Genomic DNA, 26044 nt, shown 5'->3' on the forward strand with positions numbered 1-26044 from the left:
ACCAAGCAGACTAGACTGGCCAAAATAGGTTTAATTTGGTCAGTTCAGGTGAAAACACCGCAGCCATCAGTACACAAATTGAGCAAAAGAGGCCACCCCGTACACAGTGTGGTTTTTGAAGCAAGTGGACACCGACGTGCAAATGGATGTCTCTATTCAAATCATTGGCTTGAAAGTTTCACCATGTGTTTGTGCTGGCGTTTTTAAAGGTTAGGAGGAAATTGTCATTATGCGTCACATCGTTTCCCGGCTGCTGTTTCTTTTCGTTTTGAGCGGAGCTTCGTCGTTGTTCGCGCAAGTTTATAAGATTGAAAAAAACGTGGATTACCTGGGTGAAGGACGGAAAGAAAAGGCAGACCTTTATTTGCCGGCAGAGGTTCCAAAGGGCACACGCGTGCCGGCTGTGGTCATCGTACATGGTGGCGGATGGTCAGGCGGTGACAAGTTTGCATCCCGCGAGCAAAACATTGGTACGAATCTCGCACTAAAGGGCTACGTGGCCATGAGCATCAATTATGTGCTTGCGGATCCCAAGGGGACAAATGTTGCATGGCCGCAGAACTTGTATGATTGCAAAATCGCTGTGCGCTGGTTGCGCAAGAACGCGGAACGTTTGCAGATCGACCCTGATAAGATCGGTGCCATCGGCGGTTCGGCGGGCGGGCATCTGGTTTCCATGCTGGCGCTGACGGAGGCGAAGGATGGGCTCGACCCGAAAGGGCCTTACGGTGAGTTTTCCTGCCGTATCCAGTGCGTGGTGGATCTATATGGGCCGATCAATCTGACTGAGCGTGAGGATATCAAGATGTTCCGTAAAACCCGTGCGGAAGCCCCTGAACTTTATAAACAGGCTTCACCGCACTTTTACGCCGACAAGAATGATCCTCCGGTGCTGATCTTGCATGGCACAGGTGACAAAACGGTGCCTTATCAGCAGTCCGAATTCTTTGCCGAGGCTTTGAAGAAAGCGGGGACACATCACGAGTTGATCATCATCCCGGAGGCCCCGCATACGTTTCACTTGCAACCCAAGCAGCGGGATTTAAGGCCGGTAGTGCTGGGCTTTTTTGACCAACATCTGAAGAGCGAATAGACATCAGTTATCTGCTTGCCTAAGCAATTGCCTGCTTAATTGCTCGACCATTTTGGGTTCTTTGAGGGCGATATTCTTTGTCTCGTAAGGGTCGTTCAAATGGTCATAAAGCTCCATCTGGCCTACTTCCTTCGTTTTGTCATTGATCCAGCGAGTTAGGCGGTAACGGTCTGTGCGGATGCTTTGGCCGGTGTGTCCGCCATTGCGCCAGAAGCTCAAGGCGGGATTTGACCACTTCGCTTGAGGGTTTTCCAGGAGAGGGATCAAACTTTGACCATCGCCAGCGGGCATCGCAGGAATGCCCGCAAACGCAGTGAGTGTGGGTAAGATATCAATCGCTTCCACAATGGCATCCGTGGCTTTTCCGGGCTGTTTTTGGTTTGGACTGCGCACGATAAAGGCACTGCGCAGAGAGCGTTCATGCAGGGTGTGCTTGCCCCATACTCCATGATCGCCCAAATGCCAGCCGTGATCGCCCCAGACCACGACGATGGTTTTTTTGTTCAAGCCCAATTTGTCGAGTTCATCCAGCACACGACCGACTTGGGCATCGGTGTAACTGACTGCGGCGAAGTAGGCGTGACGCAGTTTGGCGGCATTGGCATCGTCAACGGTTGTCACTTTGCCACCGTCAAAAGTGTATTGCCCGAGTAATTCACCACCTTTGTGCAGGCTGATCTTGGGGTCCGCATTGGCTGGTGCATCCTTAAATGGCGCAGACGGTAGTTTTTTTGCATCATACAGGTCCCAATACTTCTTAGGTGCATTAAAAGGCAGGTGGGGTTTGTAGAAGCCTACCGCCAGAAAAAAAGGTTTGTCCTTCAAGCGATTGAGCTGCTTGATGGCCTCTTCGGTGGTCAGACCATCCGGGTAGCCGTTGTCGGAGACATCTGCGCCTTCAAAAGCCGGAGTGGTTTTGCGATCGCGTGTTTTTCCGCCTGCATAACCGAAGAATGCCCGCCAAGAATCGTGCCATTCGCCGCTGGGACCCCAGATGACATCCCACGAGTAGGGCAACTCAGGTTCTCCGTTCCGTGTTTTGCTTTTATCATCACCTTTCATACCATCCGCGCTGTGCGAGATTTTTCCAAGGCATACGGTTTCGTAGCCGTTCTTCCTGAACAGCATTGGCAGGGAGTAAGGTGGGGACGGTTCAGTCTTGGGTGCGAGTGAGGCGGCATTGTTGCCCATGGCCGCTGCCTGCCGGGGATACTTGCCGGTCAACATTGCATAGCGGGACGCGCCGCAGGTTGGGACTTGGACATAATGATTCCGGAACAAACGGCCTTCAGATGCCAACTTGTCGAGATGCGGCGTCACCATGTGACGTTCGCCATAGCAACCCAGCTCAGGGCGCAGGTCATCAATGGCGATGAACAGCACATTGGGTTTTTCTGCGCCTGACAGTGAAAGGGCAGTCAGTGAGAGCAGGCTGAGCAAAATTGACAGTTTCATGATGGTCACTCGATGCGGTTTAATCACGCAATATCTCCTCCCATCGGTTGATGCCGATGATGGAGCGGGCGAAATCAAAAGTCTCGGCCCAGGCATCCGTATCCGCATTTTGGAAGACTCGATAGATCGGTTTCTGGCTGCCGGGATTGGAAATCGTGTTTTGCTGGCGTCTCCAGAGTCCCAAGTTCAGGCCTCCTTCTTGAGAGTGGTCCACGTGGCGGTGATAGATGAAGGAATCAATCCCCTCGATAGCGTCCACTTTACGGTAGGCATAGCAGTAGGCCGCAGCCTGCTCCAGTTCGCTTTCAGCAGTGCCGCGGGAGTTGAAGCCTTGCTCGGACAAGATGATGCGGCGCGGTTGGCCATTATAGAGCAGGACGGACTGCCTGAGATAGGCGGGCAGCAGATGCAGGTTGCGAAAAGTGATGCGGGCCGTATTTGGGGAAGCCGTGGCCGTGCGGTCTTCCCAAGTGCGTGGGTTGGTGAGGTCCTCCGGATAAGGATGAAAGGCTAGATGCCAGTCAAAATTGCCGCCCATCTGTGCCAGCCGGTTGAATTCATCCACCAAACCACGACCAGTGCAGGTGCGGAAGAGGTTCCGTTCATAAGCGGTATTCCAGTGATGCTCCAATGAAAGATAAACGCGTGCTGAAGGCGAATACTTGCGGATGGCCGTGTGGATAAGCCGGACGGCGCGTTCGTATTCCTGAGCCACGAGGCTTTCGCGGGCCTGCCCCATATTATACCAATGCCAATGGGAGTTCACCTCGTTGCCCACGATGTAGCCCCATACGTGGCCGTTCACCGCATCAGGGCGAGAATAGCGATCAGCAAGGAATTCCATCGCTGCCTTAAGCCATTTAACACCTTCCGGTGTGCGCACATTGAACGCACCCAGGCGATTCGGTGCGTTGCGATCAAACCATGGATGCAGAAAGAAATCACGACCCGGATCACCACTGGCATAGGCGAGCAGGATGAGTGAGACATTCACGCCGGCGTCAGTGAGCTGTTTGATTCCCAAGCTGTCGATATAGGCGCGGTTGAAGTGAAATGTCTCGCCATCCATTTTCCAGAAATAATTGTTCGCCTGTTTCGTGGGATCGATGAGTGCGGTGAGGTTAAGATTGAGGGCGGCGTGTTTCACGCCCAAGGCGAGCGCGTCATCGATCATCTGCACTTGCAGGCCTTTTTTGCTGGAGGCTGCAGGATAAGGCAGGGCGTATTGGGATATGTTCCCAGTTTTCTCCACAAAACGGATGGGCCCGATGGTTTCCCGCTGTCCTAAAGAATTAGTGCGGGTGGCTACAAAAATGGAGTAAAGCCGGTCGCGTGCTCCATCAAAGCGGGGGATTTGAAAAGAACCCGATGCGGGGACGGTCAGCACCACCGCCGCATTGCTGGCCGCTGCGGCAGCATAACTTTGATGAAAAGGCAGTTCTACGATCTGTACAGGAGCTTCGATCTTGGTGTTCAGGATGATGTCTTTGGCCGAGGCAGTCACTTCAGTGATGCCAAAGCCCTCCGTGTGTTCCACGCGTATGAAACTGATGATGCACCGTCCTGCGCCGCCTGGAGGATCTACCCGCAGCTTGACGCCACTGCCTAGTTGCGGCAAAGGAAGGCGCACTTCGGTCCAAGCTCCTTTGTCCGCATGAAACCACAGGGAATTTTCCTCGGTGTAATTCTTCTGGAAGAAAAAGACCTGTCCCCGTCCGCCGGTTTCAGAACGTAAACGCAGATGCAGGCATAGCTTGGCGCTGGCCGGGTAATTTGTCGCCGGACTGAGCAGGAATGGGTCGTTGCCGGTGATGGCGAATTGCAGCCCTTCGGAAGTGAAGCTCGAACCGATTATGTGATTGGCCGCCTGCCACCCGAAACCTTGCTTGATACCCCGAAAGTCATAAGATGGCAGGGGGGCATCGGCTGCCGCTGCGTGTAGAATCCCCATTACAAAATACACAGCGGCGCCTGCCAAAGCCCGGAAGAATGGTATACGGCTGAACATGTGATTGCCGGTAATCTCCCCAGCCGGATGTCTGCGGTCAAGACTGGCACATAGATGCTGTTTTGAGTTGCGGTTAAGCCGTTTCTGGACGATTACGGAATCGTCATGGCGAAAAAGAAAGTCACAAAGGCACCTCAATTCGCTCCCATCGATGAGGTGGTGGCGGATATCCGTAAAGGAAAAATGGTCATCTTGGTGGATGATGCAGACCGCGAGAACGAGGGGGATCTCATCATGGCCGCTCAACATGCGACGCCTGCTGCCATCAATTTCATGGCCAAGCATGGACGCGGCTTGATCTGTGTGCCGACGACATCTGACCGGCTTAAACAATTAGGCATCGAACAGATGGTGGTGCAGAACCGGGACACATTTAAGACGGATTTTCAGGTGAGTGTCGATGCGGCCAAAGGTGTTTCTACCGGTATCAGTGCGGCCGATCGCGCCAAGACTATCCAAGTGATGGCTGAGCCTACTTCAGTCCCCCAAGACCTGGTGCAGCCGGGGCATGTATTTCCTTTGCGCGCCCGTCCGGGCGGTGTTCTCCAACGCGCTGGTCATACGGAAGCAGCGGTGGATCTGGCTCAACTTGCCGGATGCCGTCCCATGGGGGTGATCTGCGAGATCATGAGTGATAGTGGTGAGATGGCGCGTCTCCCTGAACTGATCAAATTCGCCAAAAAACATAAGCTCAAACTTGGAACTATCGAAGACCTGATCAAATACCGGCGCCAGAGTGACAAGCTGATTGAGCGCGTGGAAGTCGTGAAGATGCCCACGGCTTTCGGTGACTTTGACCTGCATCTCTACGAATCACGTGTGGACGGGCAAAATCATCTGGCCTTGGTGAAGGGTGATGTTTCAGGCAAACCGGGCGCCTTGGTCCGTGTGCATAGCGAATGCCTGACCGGCGATGTGTTTGGCTCCTGCCGTTGCGATTGCGGACCGCAGTTGCATCAGGCGATGAAGCAGATTTCCCAGGAAGGCCGCGGCGTGATCGTTTACATGCGTCAGGAAGGTCGAGGCATCGGTCTGGCCCCAAAGATCAAAGCCTATAAGCTGCAAGAGCAGGGATATGACACGGTGGAAGCGAATCTGAAGCTGGGTTACGGCATGGACCTGCGCGAGTATGGCTTGGGCGCGCAAATCCTGACGGATTTGGGCCTGAAAAAGATCCGCCTGCTTACCAATAATCCCAAGAAAGTAGTGGGCCTGGATGGTTATGGCCTCGAGATTCTCGAGCAAGTGCCCATCCGCGTGAAAGCGAATCCGCACAACCAAAAGTATCTGCAGACCAAGCGCCTCAAGCTGGGCCACCTTATCTAATTGTTGATTTTCTATGCTTACAAAGAATCGGAAGGTGAAAGTGGCGGGCAAGGGGTATCGAGTGGCTATCGTGGCGGCGGAATACAATGCCCGTTACGTCAATGGCATGCTCAAAGCGGCGGAAAAATACTTGGAAGAGCAGGGTACTGAGATAACGGTGGTGCGAGTGCCGGGAGCGTTTGAGATTCCAGTGGTGGCGGCCCATTTCGCCCAAGGCGACGATGTGGATGCAGTGATCTGTCTGGGGCTTATCTTGGAAGGAGTGACGGCTCATGCCGATCACATCGGCAAAGCCGTGACGGATGCCTTGGTGCGTTTACAGATCATTCATGGCAAGCCGATGATACATGAAGTCTTGCTGGTCAAGGAGTTAGAGCACGCCAAGGTGCGTTGCCTGAGCGTGGATCACAACAAAGGGACGGAAGCGGCCCAAGCGGCCCTGAAAATGTGCCGGGTAATGCGGAAATTGCCGCCTAATATTGCTTTCTGAATAGTGGGTATGCACCCCACGTCCAATCTGGCAGAACGCGACGCAATAATCAGCTTGTGAAAAGTTTCACAAAGGGCTTGCGCGGGCAAGACGCGAAAGCTAATTTGAGCGACCGTTCGCAATAAAACGAAAATGAAAACATCTCAGTGGTTAATCGCATTGACCGCAGTTTGCGCCTCTATCCAGATGGCTTCTGCGGCAGACGTTGTCGGCAAGGTTACGGTCAAGGGTGTGCCCTCTCCCGAAAAGCCCCTGCCGTTGGATCCGAGCTGCGGCAACCTGCACAAGGGTGCCAAGCCCACTACGACGTTCTTCGTCGTGGGTCCGAACAAGGAATTGGCAGACGTGTTCGTTCACGTCGTCAAAGGACTGGAAGGCAAGACTTTTACGCCGCCCGCCAACAACGCTGTCCTTGATCAGGTTGGTTGCGTGTATGTGCCCTACGTCGTAGGCGCGCAGACCGGCCAAAAGATCGAAGTGCGCAACTCCGATCCTTTGCTGCACAACGTGCATCCGACGCCGGCTGTCTCCGGTAACAAGGAAGCCAATAAGGCCCAGTTGCCCAAGGCGCAGCCGCTGATCTTCTCTTGGGACAATCCGGAGATTTTCCTGCGCTTCAAGTGCGATGTGCATCCGTGGATGTTCTCCTATGTCGGCCTGGTGAATCACCCGTATTATGCAGTGACCGGCAAAGACGGCACGTTCAAGCTCGCGGGTCTGCCTGATGGCAAATACACGATTGAAGCATATCATCGTAAAGGTGCCAATGGTGGCAAGGTCACCAAGGACATCGAAGTCAAGGGCGGTAACGTGACGGCTGACTTCGAGATTGAAGCTCAGTAATAGTCAGCTGATTTCAAGGTATTGTGCCGCTGGGCCATTAGGTCCAGCGGCACAACCGTTAATAAGAAGTCGAGCAGAAACACTAATGCCCGCTGTAAACCAGAGCCAGAAGTTGCATTGGTTCGTCATTTTGACGGCCGTGGCCACGCTTGGCTTGATCGGTTTGGGAGGCTTGGTGACGAGCCATCAGGCGGGTATGGCGGTGCCAGATTGGCCGACGACATACGGTTACAACATGTTCTATTTCCCTGTCTCGCAATGGGTGGGGGGAATCTTCTATGAACATACACACCGTCTTTATGCTGCATTCATCGGTTTGCTGACGAGTATCATGGCTGGCTGGATCTGGTGGCGCAGCACGGAAGGCAAGACCCGGTGGCAGGGGATGCTCGCTATTTTGGTTCTGGTCATGGCATTGGGACATCGTGGCTCTGGTCATACAACGGGTGGTGCCAGTGTGATTCCTTTCCATTTCAAGGTGCTGGCGTTCGTGATGCCGCTTCTGGTGATTTTTGGTCTGATTCAGTGCTGGCGCAGCCGCGGGGAAGTGCGTTGGTTGGCGTTGACAGCATTTTTTGCAGTCATTTTCCAAGGGCTGTTGGGCGGTTTGCGGGTGGCGCTCTACAAGGATGAGGTTGGAATCTTCCACGCAACCTTGGCGCAATTATTCCTTTTGCTATTAAGCATCATTGCATTGGTCACTTCCCGATGGTGGGTGAATGCGAAAAGTGATTTTGCAGCACCCGGGAGAAAACTTCTTCTGGCCAGCGCGATCGCTTGTGTGGCTGTGGTGGTGCAATTGATTTTAGGAGCTTCCATGCGGCATCAGCATGCTGGCTTGGCGGTGCCGGATTTCCCGTTGGCGCACGGTCAGGTATGGCCGGCTACGGATGAGGCCTCGATCGCCAAGTATAATGTGCATCCCAGCCGTGTGGATACGCGTGATTTCAAGCCTATCACAGCAGGTCAGGTTCATCTGCACATGGCGCACAGGACAGGGGCTTTGGTCATCTGGGTGGGATTAATCGCCCTAGCGGTGGCCTATGTGCGCAGCTTGGGTTGGCAATCGCTGTTCGCCCGTATGGCTGTAATTTGGGCATTGCTCATCACGAGCCAGGCCATCATGGGGGCGCTGACGATTTGGACCAATAAAGCCGCCGATATTGCCACACTGCACGTAGTATTGGGGGCGGCCACCCTAATTTTTGGATCAATAACCACACTTTGTGGCTTCCGTTGCCGAAATGTTTCCGGCAGAGTGGAAGTCTTGGCGGTGGCCGAGGGGCGGAAGCAAAATGCGAATGCTTCAGCGGAACCGGTGCTGGCCGCAAGGTAACTATTTGTGATGAAGGCTACGGTGCAAGAATTTCAGGAAAGCACAGCGTCGGGCAGGGGGCTCGCCTCAGTGCTCTCCGATCTGTTTAAGGCGCGTCTTACCGCTCTGGTGGTGCTAACGACGCTGGCGGGTTTCTACATGGGCTCCGTTGGTCCCATGAACGGCTGGTTGTTGCTGCACAGCGTTTTGGGGACAGCCCTGCTGGCGGCTGGCGCAGCGGCTTTGAACCAGTTGCTCGAGCATCAGCTTGATGCCCGGATGCAACGCACAGAAGGGCGGCCCATCCCGGCGGGACAACTCCGGCCGGACAGCGTTTTGATGTTGGGTGCTGGCATCTCGGCAATCGGTCTTATTTATCTGGCATTCAAGGTGAATCTGCTGACCAGCGTCTTGGGTGCAGCAACTTTGATCAGCTACCTTTTCATCTATACCCCACTGAAACGCATAACTCCGTTCAATACCATTGTAGGTGCTATTCCTGGCGCTTTGCCACCGTTGATGGGGTGGACGGCTGCGCGGAACTCGCTGAGTGTCGAAGGCTGGACTCTCTTCGCGATTTTGTTCTTCTGGCAATTGCCGCACTTCCTTGCCATTGCCTGGCTATATCGCGAGGACTACGCCAAAGCGGGTTTTCAGATGCTGCCCGTGGTAGACCAGACGGGCGAGCGCACAGCGCGATCGACGATCAGCCATACTTTGGGATTGCTACCCATCAGCCTGTGCCCGTTCCTCTTTAAACTGACGGGTCCGCTCTACTTTTTTGGAGCCTTTGTCTTGAGTTTAGGCTTTCTTTATTTCGCCATCCGCTTTGCGCGAGACCTGTCCACGGCCAATGCGAGAAAGCTGTTTTTGGCCTCCATCATTTACCTGCCGTTGCTGTTGGGATTGATGGTATTTGATAAAGTGAGCAATTAGAGACCCTGAAATTTTCCAATAGCTGTTGACACGTTGAATTTCACAAAGTTATGAAAGATGCTTCGCGCTTGCGAAGCGCCCGGTCAACGGCACGAATTTAAGCGAAATCGAAACATGCAGCACACAACGCAGACCGCACCGCACGAGACATCGCACGAGCACCATCATGAGGATTTGGGCTTTTGGCGGACATATGTCTTCTCGACGGATCACAAGATCATCGGCATCCAATACGCCGTCACGTCCTTGGCGTTCCTTTTCTTTGGCTTCTGCCTCATGCTCGCCATGCGCTGGCAGATCGCCTATCCGGGCCAGGAGATTCCGGTTGTCGGCAAGATGCTGGAAGCGATCTTGGGTGATACGGCCAAGGGTGGTATCATGTCGCCGGACCTCTATAACGTGTTCGGTGCGATGCACGGCACCATCATGGTGTTCTTGGCGGTTGTGCCGCTGGCGTTCGCCGGTTTCGGCAACTACGTCGTCCCACTGCAGATCGGTGCGATCGACATGGCCTTCCCTCGCATCAATATGGCCAGCTATTGGTCATTCTTCTTGGGTTGCGTCATCATGTTCTTCAGCTTCTTCATCCCGGGTGGTGCGGCGCAAGGCGGCTGGACTTCTTATTCGCCTTTGGCCACGACCATCCCGACGGACGGTCAGACCTACTGGTTGATCGGCATGGTGCTCTTGATCACGTCCTCACTTTTGGGCTCTGTGAACTTCATCGCCACCATCATCCAATTGCGTGCTCCAGGTATGACTTGGATGAGAATGCCGTTCTTTGTTTGGGCGCAGTTTGTAACGGCCTTCCTGCTCCTGCTGGCATTCCCTCCGCTGGAAGCCGCCGGCATCATGCAGCTCATGGACAAGGTGTTTCACACCAGCTTCTTCCTTCCGACCGGCTTGATGGTAGGTGGTCAGGTGGCTGATATCAGCGGTGGCGGCAGTCCGTTGCTCTGGCAGCACCTGTTCTGGTTCTTGGCGCATCCTGAGGTGTACGTGCTCATTCTCCCGGCGATTGGTATCGTGGGTGAGATCGTGGCGAACAACACCCGTAAATCCATCTGGGGTTATCGCTCGCTGGTTTACTCCGTGCTGGCGATCGGCTTCATCGCCTTCATCGTGTGGGCGCACCATATGTATCTGACAGGCATGGGCACCAAGATCAGTGCCTTCTTCCAGACGACGACGATGATCATCTCGATTCCATCCGTCATCATCCTGACGTGTTTGTTCATCAGCTTGTGGGGTGGTTCCATCCGCTTCAATACGCCGATGCTCTTCGCGCTGGCGTTCCTGCCGATGTTCGGTTTGGGCGGTCTGACGGGGCTGCCGCTCGGCTTCAGCTTCGCTGACTTGCACCTGCATGACACTTACTACGTCATCGCGCACTTCCACTACATCGTGGCACCGGGAACGATCTTCGCGTTGTTCGCAGGTGTGTATTACTGGTATCCCAAAGCGACCGGCCGCAAGATGAACGAGTTCTGGGGTAAAGTTCACTTCTGGGTGTCCTTCATCGCCATGAATCTAATTTTCCAACCGATGTTCGCCCAAGGCATGGCGGGTATGCATCGCCGTATGTATGACGGTGGTGCGACCTATGCAGGTGTATTGGATCCTGAATCCGGTGAAGTGGTTGGTTTGAACAGTTTCATCATCAGCCTGAACAAGGGAATCACTCACGCGGCTTTCCTGATGGCGGTTGCGCAGTTGCCGTTCATCATCAATTTCTTCTACAGCATGTTCAAGGGTGAGAAGGTGGATGACAATCCGTGGAAGGCCACGACGCTGGAATGGCAGACGCCAACGCCGCCGCCGCATGGCAACTTCACCAAGGAGATCGTGGTTTATCGCGGACCTTACGATTACAGCCTGCCGGGGGCGAAGGATGATTACACCCCGCAGACTGAGCCTAACCACAAATAGCCGGTAAACGAACGAAGACTTAACGCACATTTAAGGTCAAACATGGACGTCCCATACACAACAAAACCCCGGCCCGATACAGGCTTGTATAATGCCAAACTGGGCATCTGGCTGTTTCTGGCTTCCGAAGTGATGCTCTTCGGTGCGCTGTTCTCCTCCTATATCCTGCTGCGGGTGAATGCGCTGGAAGGCACCTGGCCACACGGCTTGCTGAACATCCCCATCGGCACATTCAACACGTTTGTGCTGATCTCTTCATCTGTAACTGTCGTGATGGCGTGGGCTTCGTTGAAGCTGGGCCAGTTCAACCGGTTCAAGATGTACATGGGCATAACGATCTTATGCGCTCTGGCGTTCATGGTCATCAAGTCCATTGAGTACAAAGACAAGTTCACGCATTACGAAGTTTGGTTCAATGATCCGGCCAAGCCCTCCATCCGTGGCCACATCGAAGTGCCTGGAATTGAAGGCAATCCTTGGTTCATGACGCACAAGAAGCTGGCCGACAAAAAGATCGAGAGCATCAAGATCCATCCGGATCCGAAGCCCAAGCTGGCGTCTGCCAAACAGGAACATGGCGGAGCAGAAGCGCATGATGGGCATGAGCATGGTGATCATCCGCCCGTGCAGGAGATCAAGACATCAGAGATCAAACGTCTCTCCGCATTCGTTCCGGCGCACAGCACCTATTTCGCGATTTACTTCACATTGACGGCTCTTCACGCCTTGCATGTGATGGGCGGCGCAGCGGTGATGTTCTACCTCTGGGGCCCGGGTGCCAAGATGTGGAAGACGGATCCGGAACGTTTCACGAATCGTATCGAAGTCTCCGGCCTGTTCTGGCACTTCGTTGACCTGGTCTGGATCTTCCTGTTCCCGGTCCTGTATCTCCTGTGATTTGAAAGATATTTAATATGGGTGACGCACATTCCAAAGAAGACATCAAAAAGCATATCAAGACCTACATCGCGATCTTTGTCGCGTTGTTGATTGGCACGGTCGTAACCGTGCTCGCATCCTTGATCGATCTGGGACATGCTTTTAACATCGCTCTGGCACTTCTGATCGCCTCGGTGAAGGCGTTTCTGGTGGCAGGTTTCTTCATGCATCTCCTTTCGGAGAAGAAGACCATCTATGCTATCTTGGTTTGCACAGTCGTATTCTTCACCGGGTTGATGGCACTGACGATCATGGCGCACTATGATGTGCCCGTGCTGATCAAATAATTTATGTCACTGAAAGCATTCCATGTGGTGTTTGTGACAGCGTCGATTTTGCTGAGCCTCGGCTTCGGCGGATGGGCGTTGAACGGTTACTTTCAGGAAGGTGGAAACCTAAATCTCGGCTTGGGTGTCGGGGCGATGGTTTTGGCCGTGGGCTTGGGCGTCTACGGACGTTACTTCCTGAAGAAACTCAAACACATCAGCTATCTCTAATACGATGCGATTGGTAAAGCGCCTGGCCTTGGCTTTGATCGTGCTCGTGGTGAGCGTGTTGCCTCAGCAACTGCTCGCCTGCGCAGTCTGCTTTGGCGATAAGAATTCCCAGCAAGGCAAGGCTGCCGATGCCGGGGTTTTGACGCTTTTGCTCATCATCATGGCGGTGCTGGTCGCGATCGCCATATTCTTCATCTACATCATTCGCCGCGCCTCCCGGCTGGAGCAGCAAAACCTGCCGGGCACAGTCAGCTCTTTCTCCCAATAACCGATTTTGACCATGACAGAACTCGTTGCCTCCATCAAGAAACTGCTCTTCATGCCGGTGCTCGCTTCGGAGCACGGTAAAGACGTGGATAGTTTCATCATCTATGTGCACCTTCTGATGGGTGTGCTGTTCATCGGCTGGTTCAGCTATTTCCTCTACACGCTGTTCCGATTCTCAGCCAAGCGCAACCCGAAGGCTGATCACCACGGTGTGAAATCCCACATCTCCAGCTATCTGGAAGTGGTGGTGGCACTCGTTGAGGTGGCTTTGCTCGTGGGTTTCGCGATTCCGCTGTGGGCCAAGGTGGTGGATGAGTTCCCGAAAGAAAGCGAATCCACGGTCATCCGTATCACGGCTCAGCAATTCGCTTGGAATTCCCGTTATCCGGGCAAGGACGGCGTGTTCGGCAAGCAGGACATCAAACTGGTGAGTGGCAGCAATGTGATGGGTTACGACCCGAATGACGCTGCTGGCAAGGACGATGTGGTGCCGCCTTTGAATGACATTAATGTGCCAGTGAACAAGCCGGTCATCATCCAGCTTACATCGCTGGATGTGATCCACTCCTTGTCCATCCATCCGTTCCGTATCTGCCAGGATGCGATTCCGGGGCAATCTATTCCGATCCATTTCTTCCCGAACAAGGAAGGCCGGTTCATGATCACCTGCGCTCAATTGTGCGGAAATTCTCACTACTTCATGCGTGGTTACTTTACCGTGTTGAGCCAGGCGAATTACGACAAATGGATGGCTGAGAAATCGGCCAGTGGTGGCGGAGCTGCTGCGGGCGGCTTTGAGTAAGCAACTTTGCAGTTTAACTGAGACTTACGCTTCGGCGGCCTACAAGCCGCCGAACGCATTTAAGAGAAATGAAGCAAGGCATACGACCAATCCAGTTCGTGGTATGGAGCGGCCTTGCTCTTATCATTTTGGTCATTATCGCGGCATTCATCGCTGAACAACGTGGCAAGACCAAGCAGACGGCGTCATCGTTTCCGAATTATGGAGATGTGACACCTTTCTCGGTCACCAACCAGTTTGGCAATGTGGTGACCAAGGAAAGCCTCAAGGGCAAGCTCTGGGTGGCCAACATCATCTTCACCCGTTGCCCGGGTCCTTGCGCAGAGATGACTCGGCAGATGGCGGAACTGCAGAAGGTGATTCCGGCAGATTGGCCGGTGCAATTCATCTCATTGACCACTGATCCTGAATTTGATTCACCACCCGTGATGGCCAAGTATGCCGATAAATTCGGAGCTGATCAGAAACGCTGGTGGTTTCTGACGGGCACCAAGAAAGACATGGTCACGCTCGCTGTTGGCGGGTTGAAACTTACCACCATTGAAAAACCGGAAGGCCAACGCGACATCCCGGAAGACTTGTTCATCCACAGTTCCATCTCGGTTCTCGTAGACGGGCAGGGGCGCGTGCGTAAGACATTGGAAGTGCTGCCGCCGGATTCTGAAGAAGGAGAAGAACAGGCTACGGTCTACAAGCAAGAGAGCGTCAAGCGGATGAAAGAGACGATCGAGCAGTTGCTCAAGGAAGGGACAACGAAATGAGTATTTCAGATTTACCGGCCATTAATGCTTCTTTGAACGGACTGTGCACCATTCTTCTCATCGCCGGTTTTGTCCTCATCAAACAGGGCAAGAAAGAGGCGCATCAGAAGGTGATGGTGGCTGCTTTGGTCACATCGGTCGTATTTCTTTGCTGCTATCTTTACTACCATTTTAACACCTCGGTAGTGACACGGTTTGTTGAGCCCGCTTGGTTTCGCCCGATCTATCTCGTTATTTTGCTGACGCACACCATCTTGGCGGTGGTCATCGTGCCGATGGTGCTAATGACGTTTTCACGGGCTTTCAAAGGAGATTTCGAGCGCCACAAGAAGATCGCGCGCTGGACATGGCCGTTGTGGATGTATGTCTCCACAACGGGTGTGATCATTTATCTGCTGCTCTACCAGATATTCCCGCAGCCGAAGTCTGCTCCGTTGAAGGAAGCAGTTACTTCTGCTGTTTCGGCGTCTCCTTAAGACGACGCAGGGCGTCACGCACTGTGGCGGCCGTTTCGTAATCTTCGCGAGAGACAGCAGCGTTTAGCTCTTCTTCCAGCTTCTCCAGTTCGGAGCGGGGCTTTTGCAGGCGGACCTGCTCATGCCAGTCACGCAGGGCGCTCAGTTCGCCGCTGGATTCCAGCAGGTCTTCGCGCTGGTGATCGCGGTAAAACGTGGTGAGTTGCTCGATGGCTTCCTCGATGGCCGCAACAGCTTCTTCGTGATTCTCTTTGGCGATGGCCGCTTCACCGGTGGCACGCGTGCGCATCAGGATGAGTTGCGGGACGAATTGCTTCACTGACCAGGCCATTTCATCCGTTTCAGCGAACTCATCGACGAAATCGAATACTTCCAGATTGCGGTCAGCATCACGCAACACGCCATCAAAGTCTTTCAATTGATACAGGCAGATGTAGCGGTGATGATACTGTATTGCCTCCTGCTGGAGTTTGGAGCAATCCTCGGCATTTAGGACGAAATCTGTGTCATCACCGTTGTGTTCGGTGCGAAATTTTTCCAGACGATCGATGTAGTATTCGAGCAATGACTCGTGACCGAACGGCTGTTTGCCATCCGGACGCCCTTCGGCATTCATCTGAAGGATACCGAGGTCCACGCGTAACTGTATCTTTTCCTGTTCATCGCGGCCTTTGATGCGGCGCACACTGATCTCGCCCGGCTTGTAGTCCCACTTCGAGAGGAGGTGAGATATGTCAAAACTCATGTAGTGAATATGTTCGCCCACGCAAGGCTAGTCAATGAGTTGGCGGCGGATTTCTACATAATCCGTGGAGAGAATGCGGCCATCGTATTCAGCACCGCTTTGGTGCGGGCAACTTCATGCGTGCGGAATAAGTCAGTCTTACCCAAGGCCGCTAACATGGCAAAAAAGGGTTCAGCGCTTCGCACTTCTTCACCAAAGTATTCAAAGGCGTGCGGCAGTGCATGACATACAGGGTAACCCAACGTACGCAGACGGAATGTATTCAGAAACGTGAGCATCTGATGACGCACCCGCGTGGCGCTGTCCTGCAAGTTCCGGTAGTAGAAGCCTAGACCAGGATCGATGATGATCTTTTGCAGGCCGCAGCGCTCGGCCAGTTCGATGCGGCGACTGAAGTAATCACGCATCGCTCCGGCAGGATCGTTGGTGATTTCGAGCTCGTTCACTTCCCGCACATTCTTCCCAGCGACAAAACAGATGATGACGGCCGCATCGTTGTCTGCGGCTGCGCGATAGATGTCTTCATTCTCAGTATCGCCGGTGAGATTGATCACAGCAGCACCATGTTCCAAGGTATGACGGGCGATCGCTGGGGAATAAGTCTCAATGGAGACCAGTTGTTTGGCTGCGACCATCTCGGCGAGCAAGGGCAGCAGTTTGCTCTTTTGGGCGAAATCATCGACACGAGCCGCATGTGAGAGGGAAGACTCGGCGCCAACATCGATCAGATCCGCTCCTTGCGCCTGCAGGACGTGTGCGCGCTGGATGGCTTGTTCCAGATTCAGGCAGACACTCTCGCGATACCATGAATCTGCCGAAAGATTGATGACGCCCATGATAGCGGATCGCTCATTAAAAGCGAAGGAGCGCCCGCGCAGGGAGAACTCTTTCACTTTGGCAGCGGCAGCGGGCCGGTTCTTCTCCAGCAGTTCGGCTAGATATTCCAATTGCAACATGGCGGAGGGACTGTCGGCTCAATTGGCAGCGCGGTCAATGCGATGCGAAGAGGGAAAAGATGAAGTGGTGCGCCCGGCGTGAGTCGAACACGCGACAACCTGCTTAGAAGGCAGATGCTCTATCCAACTGAGCTACGGGCGCTCCAAGGAGAAACGTAATGAATAGCGGGGCATGGTGGCAAGTCCTGGTGCAAACTGCTCGTCGTCAAGATGTCTCTCGACAAGCGGTTGATGCCATCCCAAGGTTATCGGCATGAAATCCATTTTCGCAGCGGTTCTGACGGCTTCCTTGTGGTTGTCTGCTTTGTCATCTGAGGCAGCCCAGTTCGTTCTCTTTGACCAGACGTTCACCTACACCAAGGAAGACGCGGACAATTCCAAGCCCAGCAAGTCGCACTACTATGTGAAGGAAGGGAAGATCAATCCGCAGCGGCCTAAGGATTGGACCGCGCCGGTGGATTATCGCAATGGCACAGCGCACATCCGCCTGGAAGTGATCGACAAACCGGCGGGCAGTGAACCAACGACATGGAGTGTTTGCTACATCCCGAACAAAGGGCAGGGCAATGGCTATGGTTGTTTCAATACGGATGTCTACAAGGAAAAGGGCGTGTATGAGAATGATATTCCGATGACCTCGTTCTGGGAGAACAAGTCCATCATCTGGTCTGAAGGCATCAAACAGATGGACTTGGTCATCAAAGACAACAAGAACGGGAAGGGACATGATCGCGCAGATTTTGAGAAGTTTTTCCCGACGAAGATCCGCATGACGGTGATCCAAGTGTCTGCCGGGGCGAAGTATGATCCAAGCCTCGTTCCAGGATTGCCGAAGAAGACGGAATCCAAGGACGTAAAACCACAGCAGAAGTCATCGGTGAAAGAAGAGGCTAAGCCTGTGCAGATCGCCCAGAGCTGCTGTGGTGATAAAAAGGAATAGTTTTTCCGGCTTTGTTTTGCATTTGAGGAAAAAGCGTTTCACACTGCCTGCACACTTCAAGCAAGGTTGACCATGGAATGGTATTACGCTGAGGACAAGCAACAGAAGGGGCCGGTGAATGCCGAGCAGTTCGCAGAGCTGGTGCGCACTGGCATCGTCAAGAGTGAGACTCTTGTGTGGAGGGAAGGGATGACGAATTGGCAGCCGTATGGCCAGGTCGTCGCAAATGTTTCAGGGCAAATCCCTCCTCCGCCTTCTGCGGTTGCGCCTGCACCATCCGTTATTACACCCGCTTTTAAGGCCATTGATGGCGGCCGAGAGCGTGCGTTAAGCATGGTAAAAGCACCCGCAATCGCGCTTATCGTTTATGCGGCTATTTCCGTTGGCTGGCTTGGATTGCAGGCTTTGGGCATGGTTGTCGAACCCGATTATCGGCAGATGTCCGGCATAGATCCTGAAGCGGCTGAGATGGCCAAACAGATGAGAGGACCCATGATGGTGGGGATGCTGGGGGGCGGTGTGGTGTCTGTAATCCTCATTTTTCTGGGAGCATTCCGGATGTTAAACCTCAAAAACTACGGTTTGGCCATGACCGGCGCGATCGCTGCTTTTCTTCCCTGCATCTGTCCTTGTTGTTTGCTGGGTATTCCCTTAGGGATTTGGGCGTTAGTCGTCTTAAATAATGCCGATGTTAAGAATCACTTCGATTGATGGGGTTGAAGAGAAATCAGATCCAGGTACTGAAAAATTTTGCATTTTCCGAAACGCTATCCCACTCTTCCACGCGCATGGCGATGACGCAACCACTCGCGTTTGTCCTTTACGAAAGCCTCCTGCCCGGCAGCCAACTGGCGAACCGGATGCGGGATCTCGGCTATCGTGTATCCACGGTTCCAGACGCCATGCAGCTCGTCGCGCAGGCTGAGGCTGAAAAACCCATGGTGCTGGTGACGGAGTTGTTCAATTCTGGGGTGGATATCTGCACGCTCTTGCGTGAGTTGAAACAGAATCCAGGCACCTCGCACATCCCGGTGCTGGCCTATTTCTCGGTCAAAAACAAAGATCTGCAGAACAGTGCCGTGCAAGCAGGAGCCAATCTCGTAGCGGGTGATGCAGCCTTGCTGGGGCAATTACCACGTTTGCTGGAACAAGTCCTTGAAGTGGAGTAGAGATTTCTTCGTCCGAATTTATTATGAGTCTTCCTGAAGTGAAATTGTCCATGGGCATCCACGTGATGCACTTGTTCTATAATATTGATCGCGTGCGTTGGAGCAGCTTGGGCGGAGCGGAGAGCAAGGCGGCGCTGGCACGCGTGGAAGCCCTAGTGGCGGCGAACAGTAACGCCTGCCAGCCGAAGATCACCACCTATGCCACGGTGGGTGGCAAGGCGGATATCGCATTCGTCCTCTATGCAGCGGATGGCGGCAAGCTGGCGCAGATGCATCGGGAGCTGGAAGCGGCGTTTCCTCCGGGAACGCTGATACGGGTTTACCATTACCTCAGCATCACTGAGCTTTCGGAATACGCCTCCACGGAGGAAGATTACAAGCAGATGCTTATTCGGGGCGAGAAACTCGAGCCTGGGACTGAAGTCTTCAACAAGCGTTTCGCCGAGATGCTGGAGAAGAAGAAGGAGTATGAGTTTTATCGCCTGAATCCGGAATTACAGGATTGGGAGCTGATGTCGTTTTACCCGATGAGCAAGCGTCGTGAGGGGAATGACAACTGGTATAGTCTGGACATGGACGCGCGAAAGAAACTCATGGGTGGTCATGCCCGTGTTGGTCGCAAATATGGTGGTCGCATCAGCCAGCTCATCACGTCTTCTACGGGCTTGGATGAGTGGGAATGGGGTGTGACTTTGGTGGCTCATCAGATGGATGCCTTGCGGGATATTGTCTACGAGATGCGTTTTGATGAAGTGAGCGCCCGATATGGTGAATTTGGGCCGTTTTACATCAATTTACGCCTGAACGCGGCCGATATTTGGGAGCATCTGAAGCTCTAAAAGTGGACATTTAGGGTGGGGATAGCCATTTCTGCCTATTAGCGGGTCTCAACTTGACGATTTTTGGACACGGGAGCTAAATCGTCCCAGTTCGCCATCAGTTTTTTTATGCCTGCTAGATTAGCATTTGAGCGCAAGCACGAGGATATGCTTGCGCTTTTGTTTTTTCGGGCAGGGACTGGGCGGACCAACGCAGGAGATGCTGTATGGCAAGTGGCAAAGTAAAGTGGTTCGATAACAAAAAGGGCTATGGCTTCATCGCACAGGATACGGGTGAAGACATCTTCGTTCATCACACCTCCATCACGGGTCAGGGTTACAAGACCTTGAACGAAGGTGAGCAGGTGGACTACGAGGTAGTCCAGGGCGTGAAGGGCTTAAAAGCCCAGAACGTCCAGCGCGCCCAAGCGTAAGCTTGGGTTTGATCGGGCGGCTTACACGGATGCCAAAGCAGTGATTTGCTTTGGCATCCGGGCCAAACGGGCTATCGTCACGTGATGACGCCGTCGGTGAGCCAGTTTGTCCACAGTCTCTACGTGCATGTGCCATTTTGTGCGCATAAGTGCGAATACTGTGCTTTTTTCTCTGAATCCGCCCAAGGTGAGCTCATTAACCGGTATGTTTCCGCTCTCGTGCTGGAGTTGGAACTGGTTGCATCAGAGCTACGTCCGAAAACTGTTTTCTTCGGTGGTGGCACTCCGTCCCTCCTGAATCTCCGCCAATGGGAGACCGTCCTTAAAGCTTTTGAGCGACTCAATCTTCTAGGTGCAGCAGAGTGGACGGTTGAGTGCAATCCTGCGACCGTTTCCCTCGATAAAGCCAAGCTGCTCCGTGATTACGGCGTGAACCGTATCTCCATGGGGGTGCAATCGTTGGATGAACATTTGCTGGAGCGATTAGGGCGGGTTCATAGCCGGGAGATGGTCTTCAAGTCCTACGATATCTTGCGTCAGGCCGGCTTCGATAACATCAATCTGGACCTGATGTTCGCCATTCCCACCCAGACGATGGCGATTTGGCAGAAGACGCTGCAGGAGACCATTGCCTTGGGTAGTGAACACCTTTCCTGCTACGAGGTCATCTATGAGGAGGATACCCCATTGTTTGAGCAGCTAAAAGCTGGTGAATTCGATGTGGATGAAGAACTGGCGGCCGCGATGTATGAGGAATTGCGCCAGTATTCAGGTGAGCAAGGTTATGTGCAGTATGAAGTGGCGAACTTTGCCCGGAACTGGCGAGCTCAAGGGGAAATGCCGGAACGGATTCAGAAACTGGCTGAGATCGATAGCGGAGTGCCGGGAGCGGGTGATCCATTGATACCTCTGTATGCGTGTCGGCACAATATCGCCTACTGGCGTGGATTGGATTATCACGGACTGGGGCCGAGCGCGACGGGGTTTGTTCATGGGGTGCGTACGAAAAATTGGGCGAACACGCAGCTTTATTGCGATCAGTTGGAGAAGGGCCAACGGGCTTTCGAATCGAAGGAAGAATTGCAAGGGATGCGTCGCGCCAGTGAGACGGCTGCCTTTGGTTTGCGGATGACTGCAGGCTGGCCCTTGGATGAATTCAAGCTGCGGACGCAGAAAGATCTGCCCGCAGATTGGGCCAGAGAAATCGATCAATTGGTCAAACTAGGTTACGCGCAACTGGAGCAGAACCGGTTCCGCCTGACGCCGACGGGTTTGCGGTATGCGGATTGGGCAGCAGAATTGTTTTTGCGCTGAGATTTTAAATGAAGTCGTTGTTGTTGAATTTCGCCGAGCGTCTCATGCGTTGTCCGGCGGCACCTTATTTTGAAGGTAATGTGCGGGCGATGGCGGTTTCCATCTGTCTCGAGCAAGAACTGGAATGCTCACGTGATAGCTATGGAAACATTCTGGTGAGCTATCGCGGCGGTGGCAAAGGGCGCCCGTTAGCGTTGGCGGCGCACTTGGATCATCCGGGTTTTGAGATCGTCAAACAGCTTGGTTCCAAGCGATTGCTGGCGAAATTTCGTGGAGGGGTAGGAGATGCTTATTTTAAAGCGGGCATGCCCTTGCGTCTATTGCCGCATCATGGGAAAGCGAAGCTGGGCGCACGTGTCGGCAAAGAGAAGAGCTTTGAGCTTGAGACGTCAAAAAGCATTGAAGAGCAGCCCCAGTTTGCTGTGTGGGAAATGGAAGATTTTGCGGTGAAGAAAGGCGTGATCCACGGTCGGGCCTGTGATGACCTCATCGGTTGTGCCGCGATTCTCGCGACCATGGCTCAGCTTAAAAAGCAGAGAGCGAAGACAAATGTTATCGGCATTCTGGCGCGTTCTGAAGAGGTGGGTTTTCATGGGGCATTGATGGTCGCGGAGAAAAAGCTGCTTCCAGATGACGCGCTTGTGGTGTCGCTGGAGACGAGTCGTGAGATGTCTCCGGTGAAGATGGGGCAGGGCGTAATCGTCCGCGTGGGGGATCGCAGTTCGATTTTTGATTCCAATGCTACGCGTTTTCTTTCCGAAATAGGAACGGAGCTGACTAAAAAGCAGAAAGGGTTTCAATTCCAGCGTGCGCTCATGAGTGGCGGCACGTGCGAGGGGACGGCGTATCAGGAGTATGGTTACCAGACTGCGGCGCTATGTGTGGCGTTGGGCAATTACCACAACTGCGGACCGCGTGACCGTATCGCGGCTGAGTATGTGAGTTTGGCTGATGCGGAGGGTATGGTGGATCTGCTGTTGGCTGCTGCCAAACGGATGAAAGATTTCGACGCATTGGCTGGTAAATTGCCGAAGCGTCTTAAAGCGCTGGCGAAAGAGGCGAGGGGTGAGTTTCGCCGGTTGGGATAAGTAGAACTAGGTAACGTTCGTCTCTTCCTGGATCATCTCGCCTTCGGCTTGTTCCATCATGGCGAGACGCTTGCGGGCTTTCTCTGCGGCTTGAGTGTTTGGATGCTCTTTGATGAGACGTTTAAGAAGAGCGATGCCTTTGTCCGCCTGATTAAGTTTTCCGGTGTAAAGATTGCAGAGGCGAATAGCGGTCCAACCCCAGCGATCTGGACGCAGGCGAGATTTCAAGACTTCTTCCAGCTCCATCGCGGCGGCGAGATGGTTGTTCAGGTCTTTCTCGTAGATCTCGGCGATGCGCAATGAGGCATGCTGCTCGCGAGGGTTTTGCTGGACATATTGGCGAAGCAGACCGATGGCTTCGAGATGGTTGCCATCCGTCCACGCTTGATCGGCTTGCTCATACAGAGCATTGCGGGAGGAGGCCGATGCTTCATCTTCATCGTAGTAAAGCGCACCAGCTCTACTGCCAATGCCTGCCCCCAAGTCTCGAGCGATCAACAAGGAGAGGCCGCAAAACGAAATGAACAGGACGGAACCGCACACCATCATGCGGGTGTAAGAAGCATCGAACAGCTTTTCACGTGCTGTTACCTCTTCGCTGGCGGGGATGCTGGTCGTATCCTTGTCGCTAACTTGATGATAATAACGCAAGGTCATCACGCCGAACACAATGGTCAGCGTGACACAGAGGACATAAGCCATGATTTTCCAACGACCCATATGGCAAATGACTACAGGTACTAAGAGAACAGTTTTGGTGCAACTGAGATAGCAGCCTTTTTGTGCTATCCCCCTCCCGACGAATACTAGAGCAACAGACTGACGACAGTGGCGGTCAGATAACACGCCAACAACCCGGCAATCATGGACCGGATGCCCAGTTGCACAAGGTCTTTTCTGCGTTCAGGAACTAGTGAGCCGATGCCACCGATCTGGATGGCAATGCTGCCGAAATTTGCAAAGCCACAGAGTGCATAGGTGGCGATCGTGAAGCTGCGGGGATCAAGGTGTGCCTGCTGGCCTGTCAAAGAGAGGTAACCGATGAATTCGTTCAACACGATGCGTTCGCCTAAGACTTGTCCGACGGCAAGGCAATCTTGAGCAGGCACACCCATGAGCCAGGCAAAGGGGGCGTTCACCCAACCGAAGATGGACTGGAAAGTCACGGGTTTGAATGTTTCAGGAGAACTGGAGAAATAAAGTTGGGGCAGGGCGAGCAGATAATTGGCCAGGGCAACCAAGGCGACGAATGCGATGAGCATGGCTGCGACGTTGAGGGAAAGTTTTAGACCATCGCTGGCACCAGTGCAGAGCGCGTCTATGCTGTTGATGCTGGTCTGTTGGACTTCCGCTTTGCCACCGGCTGCGGTTTCACTGGTTTCCGTTTCCGGCATCATGATCTTGGCGATCATCAAGGCGGCAGGAGCGCTCATCACGGAGGCAGTCAGCAGATGCCCAGCCATATCCATGCGGCCAACGCCTTCCCCAAGCGATGTGTAAACGGCGAGCACACCACCAGCGATGGTGGCCATACCCCCAGACATCATGGCCATGAGTTCACTCCGCGTCATGCGCGGCAGGTAAGGTTTGATGACCAGTGGGGCTTCCGTTTGTCCCGTAAAGATATTAGCGGCGGCTGCGAGACTTTCACTGCCGCTGGTGCCCATGGTGCGCTGCATCACCCAAGCAGTGGTTTCGACGATTTTCGGCAGCACACGCCAGTAGTAGAGCAAAGAAGATAAGGCGGAGACGAGGATGATGGTGGCGGAGATCGTGATGGCTAATACGAAGGCGTTAGGCGGGCCGAACTTATCGGCCATCAACCCGGTGTCTGCCAAGGGACCGAAAACAACTTTTGCGCCTTCATTCGCGAAACCGATGAGTTTGGAGACGGAGTTTTGGGCGAAGGTAAAGAATGCTTTGCCGAACTCAGTTTTAAGAATGAGTACGGCGAAGAGTATCTGCAGTCCCAAGCCCCACAGCACGGCGCGCCATGGAAATCGTTTGCGATCAGTGGAGATGCCCCAAGCGAGGGTGATGAAGGCCACCATCCCGAGCAGGCTGATGAGCTTTTCCATGGCGAGAGAGGCTAGAGTGTATTCCGCTTAGCAGCAAGCACACGGGCCGGAAATCTCATGTGCGACCCTTTCCGCCAGACGCGAAAGGTGAAGTTCTGGATTTGCAAAAGCTTCTTCTGTAGTCACGAAACCGGGCGTTAATCCTCGGGCTAAATCGAAGAGACGACGTAGCGGCGGCACGTCATCCAAGTAGCCCGAGAACCCGATAACCGGCAGTTTGCTCTTCTTGCAGAGGCGGGCGATCTCGCCCACGCCTTTACCCATGGTCGTAGAGCGATCCAAGGCGCCTTCACCCGTGATGACGAGATCGGCTTTGGCAAGGTGCTTACGCAATTGGCTGTAGCTCGCGACGATTTCGAAACCAGATTCTGGTTTTCCTCCGAGGAACGTGGGAACTGCGAACCCCAATCCACCCGCGGCACCGGCACCGGGCGTCTTAGCGAAGTCGAGCTTGTGATCGCGCTTCAACACTTTCACGAGCTGCTTCATGCAGGCATCCGCTTTCGGATAATCTTCCGGGCGCAGACCTTTTTGAGGGCCATAAATGCGACTGCAACCGCGTGGTCCGAGCAAAGGATTCTGTACATCGACCGCGACCGTCACGCTGCGGAAGAGTTTGCGTTTCCTGGGCGGAATGATTTTCGCAAGTTGATCGAGATCCGTCCATTGAGTGATGGGGACGCCGTTGGCGCGGAGGAATTTCCAGCCGAGTGCTTTGGCCATGCCGAAACCGGCGTCATTCGTAGCGCTGCCGCCTAAGCCAACGAGACAACGGGTCGCACCTTGCTTGGCTGCGGCCAAGATGACTTCGCCCAAGCCGGTGCTGTCCATTTGAAAAGGATGGAACTGACCTTTGGGCAACATGCCTAATCCGATGATGCGGGCAGATTCCACGATGGCTGTCTTGGTCTTGGGAGCCCAGCGCCATTCCGCGGAGTGAGGGCGATGCGCGGCATCCACTGTCTTTACGGACTTAGTCTTGGCACCTAAGGCACCGCTGAGTACTTCACCAAAGCCATCGCCACCATCGCTCATGGGCAGCAGGGTGATGGTATCGTGTTTGCGACTCTTCTGCCAGCCCTTGGCCAAGGCGGCGGCAACTTGCCGGGCAGTCAGGCTGCCTTTGAATTTATCAGGTGCAATCAGGACTCGTAAGGACATGGCGGGCAATTAAGTAGGGAGAAAGGCTGGCCGCCAAGTGCAAATCCGTGTCAACTCTGAGGGCAGGGCTCACGCATTAAAATTCTTTGAAAGGCCAATGAAAATTGAGCTTTAGGATGCTGAATTGGGTGTTTTCACCATTCCAATTTGATTCTAAAAATGAAATCCGGCCTATTTTTACGGGCAAATTTAAATGCGTGAGCC

28 protein-coding genes and 1 tRNA gene are annotated in these 26044 nt (G+C 53.7%); 21 read left to right on the plus strand and 8 right to left on the minus strand.

The window, feature by feature from the left end; translation table 11 throughout:
• Positions 1 to 229: 229 nt before the first annotated feature.
• The gene (locus VGH19_07300) at positions 230 to 1093 is read left to right on the plus strand and encodes an alpha/beta hydrolase (protein ID HEY1171153.1); all 864 of its coding nucleotides are present in this window, start codon (positions 230 to 232) and stop codon (positions 1091 to 1093) included.
• 3 nt (positions 1094 to 1096) lie between these two features.
• On the opposite strand, the gene VGH19_07305 is transcribed toward VGH19_07300, so the two are convergent.
• Together VGH19_07305 and VGH19_07310 are read right to left on the minus strand one after the other, a co-directional pair.
• Entirely contained in the window at positions 1097 to 2548 is a 1452-nt protein-coding gene (locus VGH19_07305) for a sulfatase (GenBank protein ID HEY1171154.1), read from the minus strand.
• A 19-nt stretch (positions 2549 to 2567) separates the two neighbouring features.
• Complete coding sequence (locus VGH19_07310; GenBank protein ID HEY1171155.1) at positions 2568 to 4499, minus strand: DUF5722 domain-containing protein; 1932 nt, start codon at positions 4497 to 4499, stop codon at positions 2568 to 2570.
• A 162-nt stretch (positions 4500 to 4661) separates the two neighbouring features.
• Between VGH19_07310 and VGH19_07315 the strand changes: the two genes are divergently transcribed.
• The 13 genes from VGH19_07315 (at position 4662) to VGH19_07375 (ending at position 15137) form a co-directional block, all read left to right on the plus strand.
• Positions 4662 to 5882, plus strand: coding sequence for a bifunctional 3,4-dihydroxy-2-butanone-4-phosphate synthase/GTP cyclohydrolase II (locus tag VGH19_07315; protein ID HEY1171156.1), 1221 nt, complete (start codon positions 4662 to 4664; stop codon positions 5880 to 5882).
• Between the two features lie 13 nt (positions 5883 to 5895).
• Positions 5896 to 6372 (plus strand): 6,7-dimethyl-8-ribityllumazine synthase, encoded by a 477-nt coding sequence (gene ribH, locus VGH19_07320; protein ID HEY1171157.1) that lies wholly within the window; start codon positions 5896 to 5898, stop codon positions 6370 to 6372.
• 132 nt (positions 6373 to 6504) lie between these two features.
• Entirely contained in the window at positions 6505 to 7215 is a 711-nt protein-coding gene (locus tag VGH19_07325) for a hypothetical protein (protein ID HEY1171158.1), read from the plus strand.
• 85 nt (positions 7216 to 7300) lie between these two features.
• Positions 7301 to 8551, plus strand: coding sequence for a COX15/CtaA family protein (locus tag VGH19_07330; GenBank protein ID HEY1171159.1), 1251 nt, complete (start codon positions 7301 to 7303; stop codon positions 8549 to 8551).
• A gap of 9 nt (positions 8552 to 8560) precedes the next feature.
• Complete coding sequence (cyoE, locus tag VGH19_07335; protein ID HEY1171160.1) at positions 8561 to 9466, plus strand: heme o synthase; 906 nt, start codon at positions 8561 to 8563, stop codon at positions 9464 to 9466.
• Between the two features lie 114 nt (positions 9467 to 9580).
• Positions 9581 to 11395, plus strand: a complete 1815-nt coding sequence (locus VGH19_07340) for a cbb3-type cytochrome c oxidase subunit I (protein ID HEY1171161.1) — start codon at positions 9581 to 9583, stop codon at positions 11393 to 11395.
• A gap of 42 nt (positions 11396 to 11437) precedes the next feature.
• On the plus strand, positions 11438 to 12292 hold the full coding sequence (locus VGH19_07345; protein ID HEY1171162.1) for a cytochrome c oxidase subunit 3: 855 nt from the start codon (positions 11438 to 11440) through the stop codon (positions 12290 to 12292).
• Positions 12293 to 12309: 17 nt separating this feature from the next.
• Positions 12310 to 12621 (plus strand): cytochrome C oxidase subunit IV family protein, encoded by a 312-nt coding sequence (locus VGH19_07350; GenBank protein HEY1171163.1) that lies wholly within the window; start codon positions 12310 to 12312, stop codon positions 12619 to 12621.
• A gap of 3 nt (positions 12622 to 12624) precedes the next feature.
• Positions 12625 to 12831, plus strand: a complete 207-nt coding sequence (locus VGH19_07355; GenBank protein ID HEY1171164.1) for a hypothetical protein — start codon at positions 12625 to 12627, stop codon at positions 12829 to 12831.
• A gap of 4 nt (positions 12832 to 12835) precedes the next feature.
• A complete protein-coding gene (locus VGH19_07360; protein ID HEY1171165.1) occupies positions 12836 to 13099 on the plus strand; it encodes a hypothetical protein in 264 nt (87 codons plus the stop codon).
• 12 nt (positions 13100 to 13111) lie between these two features.
• Positions 13112 to 13900, plus strand: a complete 789-nt coding sequence (locus VGH19_07365) for a hypothetical protein (protein HEY1171166.1) — start codon at positions 13112 to 13114, stop codon at positions 13898 to 13900.
• 68 nt (positions 13901 to 13968) lie between these two features.
• Entirely contained in the window at positions 13969 to 14661 is a 693-nt protein-coding gene (locus VGH19_07370) for an SCO family protein (GenBank protein HEY1171167.1), read from the plus strand.
• Positions 14658 to 15137: a DUF420 domain-containing protein gene (locus VGH19_07375; GenBank protein ID HEY1171168.1), complete on the plus strand. Its 480-nt coding sequence runs from the start codon at positions 14658 to 14660 to the stop codon at positions 15135 to 15137. Before VGH19_07370 ends, VGH19_07375 begins: the two co-directional genes overlap by 4 nt.
• Here the strand turns inward: VGH19_07375 and VGH19_07380 are convergent.
• The 3 genes from VGH19_07380 to VGH19_07390 all read right to left on the minus strand — a co-directional run bounded on the left by VGH19_07380 (position 15109) and on the right by VGH19_07390 (position 16980).
• Positions 15109 to 15882, minus strand: coding sequence for a UvrB/UvrC motif-containing protein (locus tag VGH19_07380; protein ID HEY1171169.1), 774 nt, complete (start codon positions 15880 to 15882; stop codon positions 15109 to 15111). The genes VGH19_07375 and VGH19_07380 overlap by 29 nt on opposite strands.
• Before the next feature lie 53 nt (positions 15883 to 15935).
• Complete coding sequence (locus tag VGH19_07385; protein HEY1171170.1) at positions 15936 to 16838, minus strand: dihydropteroate synthase; 903 nt, start codon at positions 16836 to 16838, stop codon at positions 15936 to 15938.
• A gap of 65 nt (positions 16839 to 16903) precedes the next feature.
• Positions 16904 to 16980: transfer RNA gene (locus VGH19_07390), tRNA-Arg, on the minus strand.
• A gap of 111 nt (positions 16981 to 17091) precedes the next feature.
• Between VGH19_07390 and VGH19_07395 the strand changes: the two genes are divergently transcribed.
• From VGH19_07395 to VGH19_07425, 7 genes are all read left to right on the plus strand, one after another.
• Positions 17092 to 17778, plus strand: a complete 687-nt coding sequence (locus VGH19_07395) for a hypothetical protein (GenBank protein HEY1171171.1) — start codon at positions 17092 to 17094, stop codon at positions 17776 to 17778.
• A gap of 72 nt (positions 17779 to 17850) precedes the next feature.
• Complete coding sequence (locus tag VGH19_07400) at positions 17851 to 18489, plus strand: DUF4339 domain-containing protein (protein ID HEY1171172.1); 639 nt, start codon at positions 17851 to 17853, stop codon at positions 18487 to 18489.
• A 77-nt stretch (positions 18490 to 18566) separates the two neighbouring features.
• Complete coding sequence (locus VGH19_07405) at positions 18567 to 18947, plus strand: response regulator (protein ID HEY1171173.1); 381 nt, start codon at positions 18567 to 18569, stop codon at positions 18945 to 18947.
• 23 nt (positions 18948 to 18970) lie between these two features.
• The gene (locus VGH19_07410; GenBank protein ID HEY1171174.1) at positions 18971 to 19786 is read left to right on the plus strand and encodes a chlorite dismutase family protein; all 816 of its coding nucleotides are present in this window, start codon (positions 18971 to 18973) and stop codon (positions 19784 to 19786) included.
• Positions 19787 to 19992: 206 nt separating this feature from the next.
• On the plus strand, positions 19993 to 20199 hold the full coding sequence (locus VGH19_07415) for a cold-shock protein (protein ID HEY1171175.1): 207 nt from the start codon (positions 19993 to 19995) through the stop codon (positions 20197 to 20199).
• A gap of 84 nt (positions 20200 to 20283) precedes the next feature.
• Positions 20284 to 21513, plus strand: a complete 1230-nt coding sequence (hemW, locus tag VGH19_07420; GenBank protein ID HEY1171176.1) for a radical SAM family heme chaperone HemW — start codon at positions 20284 to 20286, stop codon at positions 21511 to 21513.
• Between the two features lie 8 nt (positions 21514 to 21521).
• Positions 21522 to 22601: a M20/M25/M40 family metallo-hydrolase gene (locus tag VGH19_07425; protein ID HEY1171177.1), complete on the plus strand. Its 1080-nt coding sequence runs from the start codon at positions 21522 to 21524 to the stop codon at positions 22599 to 22601.
• A gap of 6 nt (positions 22602 to 22607) precedes the next feature.
• Here VGH19_07425 and VGH19_07430 read toward each other — a convergent pair whose 3' ends face one another.
• The 3 genes from VGH19_07430 to VGH19_07440 form a co-directional block, all read right to left on the minus strand.
• On the minus strand, positions 22608 to 23321 hold the full coding sequence (locus VGH19_07430) for a tetratricopeptide repeat protein (protein ID HEY1171178.1): 714 nt from the start codon (positions 23319 to 23321) through the stop codon (positions 22608 to 22610).
• An 86-nt stretch (positions 23322 to 23407) separates the two neighbouring features.
• Complete coding sequence (locus VGH19_07435) at positions 23408 to 24679, minus strand: nucleoside transporter C-terminal domain-containing protein (protein HEY1171179.1); 1272 nt, start codon at positions 24677 to 24679, stop codon at positions 23408 to 23410.
• 27 nt (positions 24680 to 24706) lie between these two features.
• Positions 24707 to 25840 carry a glycerate kinase gene (locus tag VGH19_07440; protein ID HEY1171180.1) on the minus strand — a complete coding sequence of 378 codons (1134 nt, stop codon included), beginning with the start codon at positions 25838 to 25840 and terminating at the stop codon, positions 24707 to 24709.
• Positions 25841 to 26044 lie beyond the last annotated feature (204 nt).

The organism is Verrucomicrobiia bacterium, from assembly GCA_036405135.1.
Taxonomy (GTDB): Bacteria; Verrucomicrobiota; Verrucomicrobiia; order Limisphaerales; family JAEYXS01; genus JAEYXS01.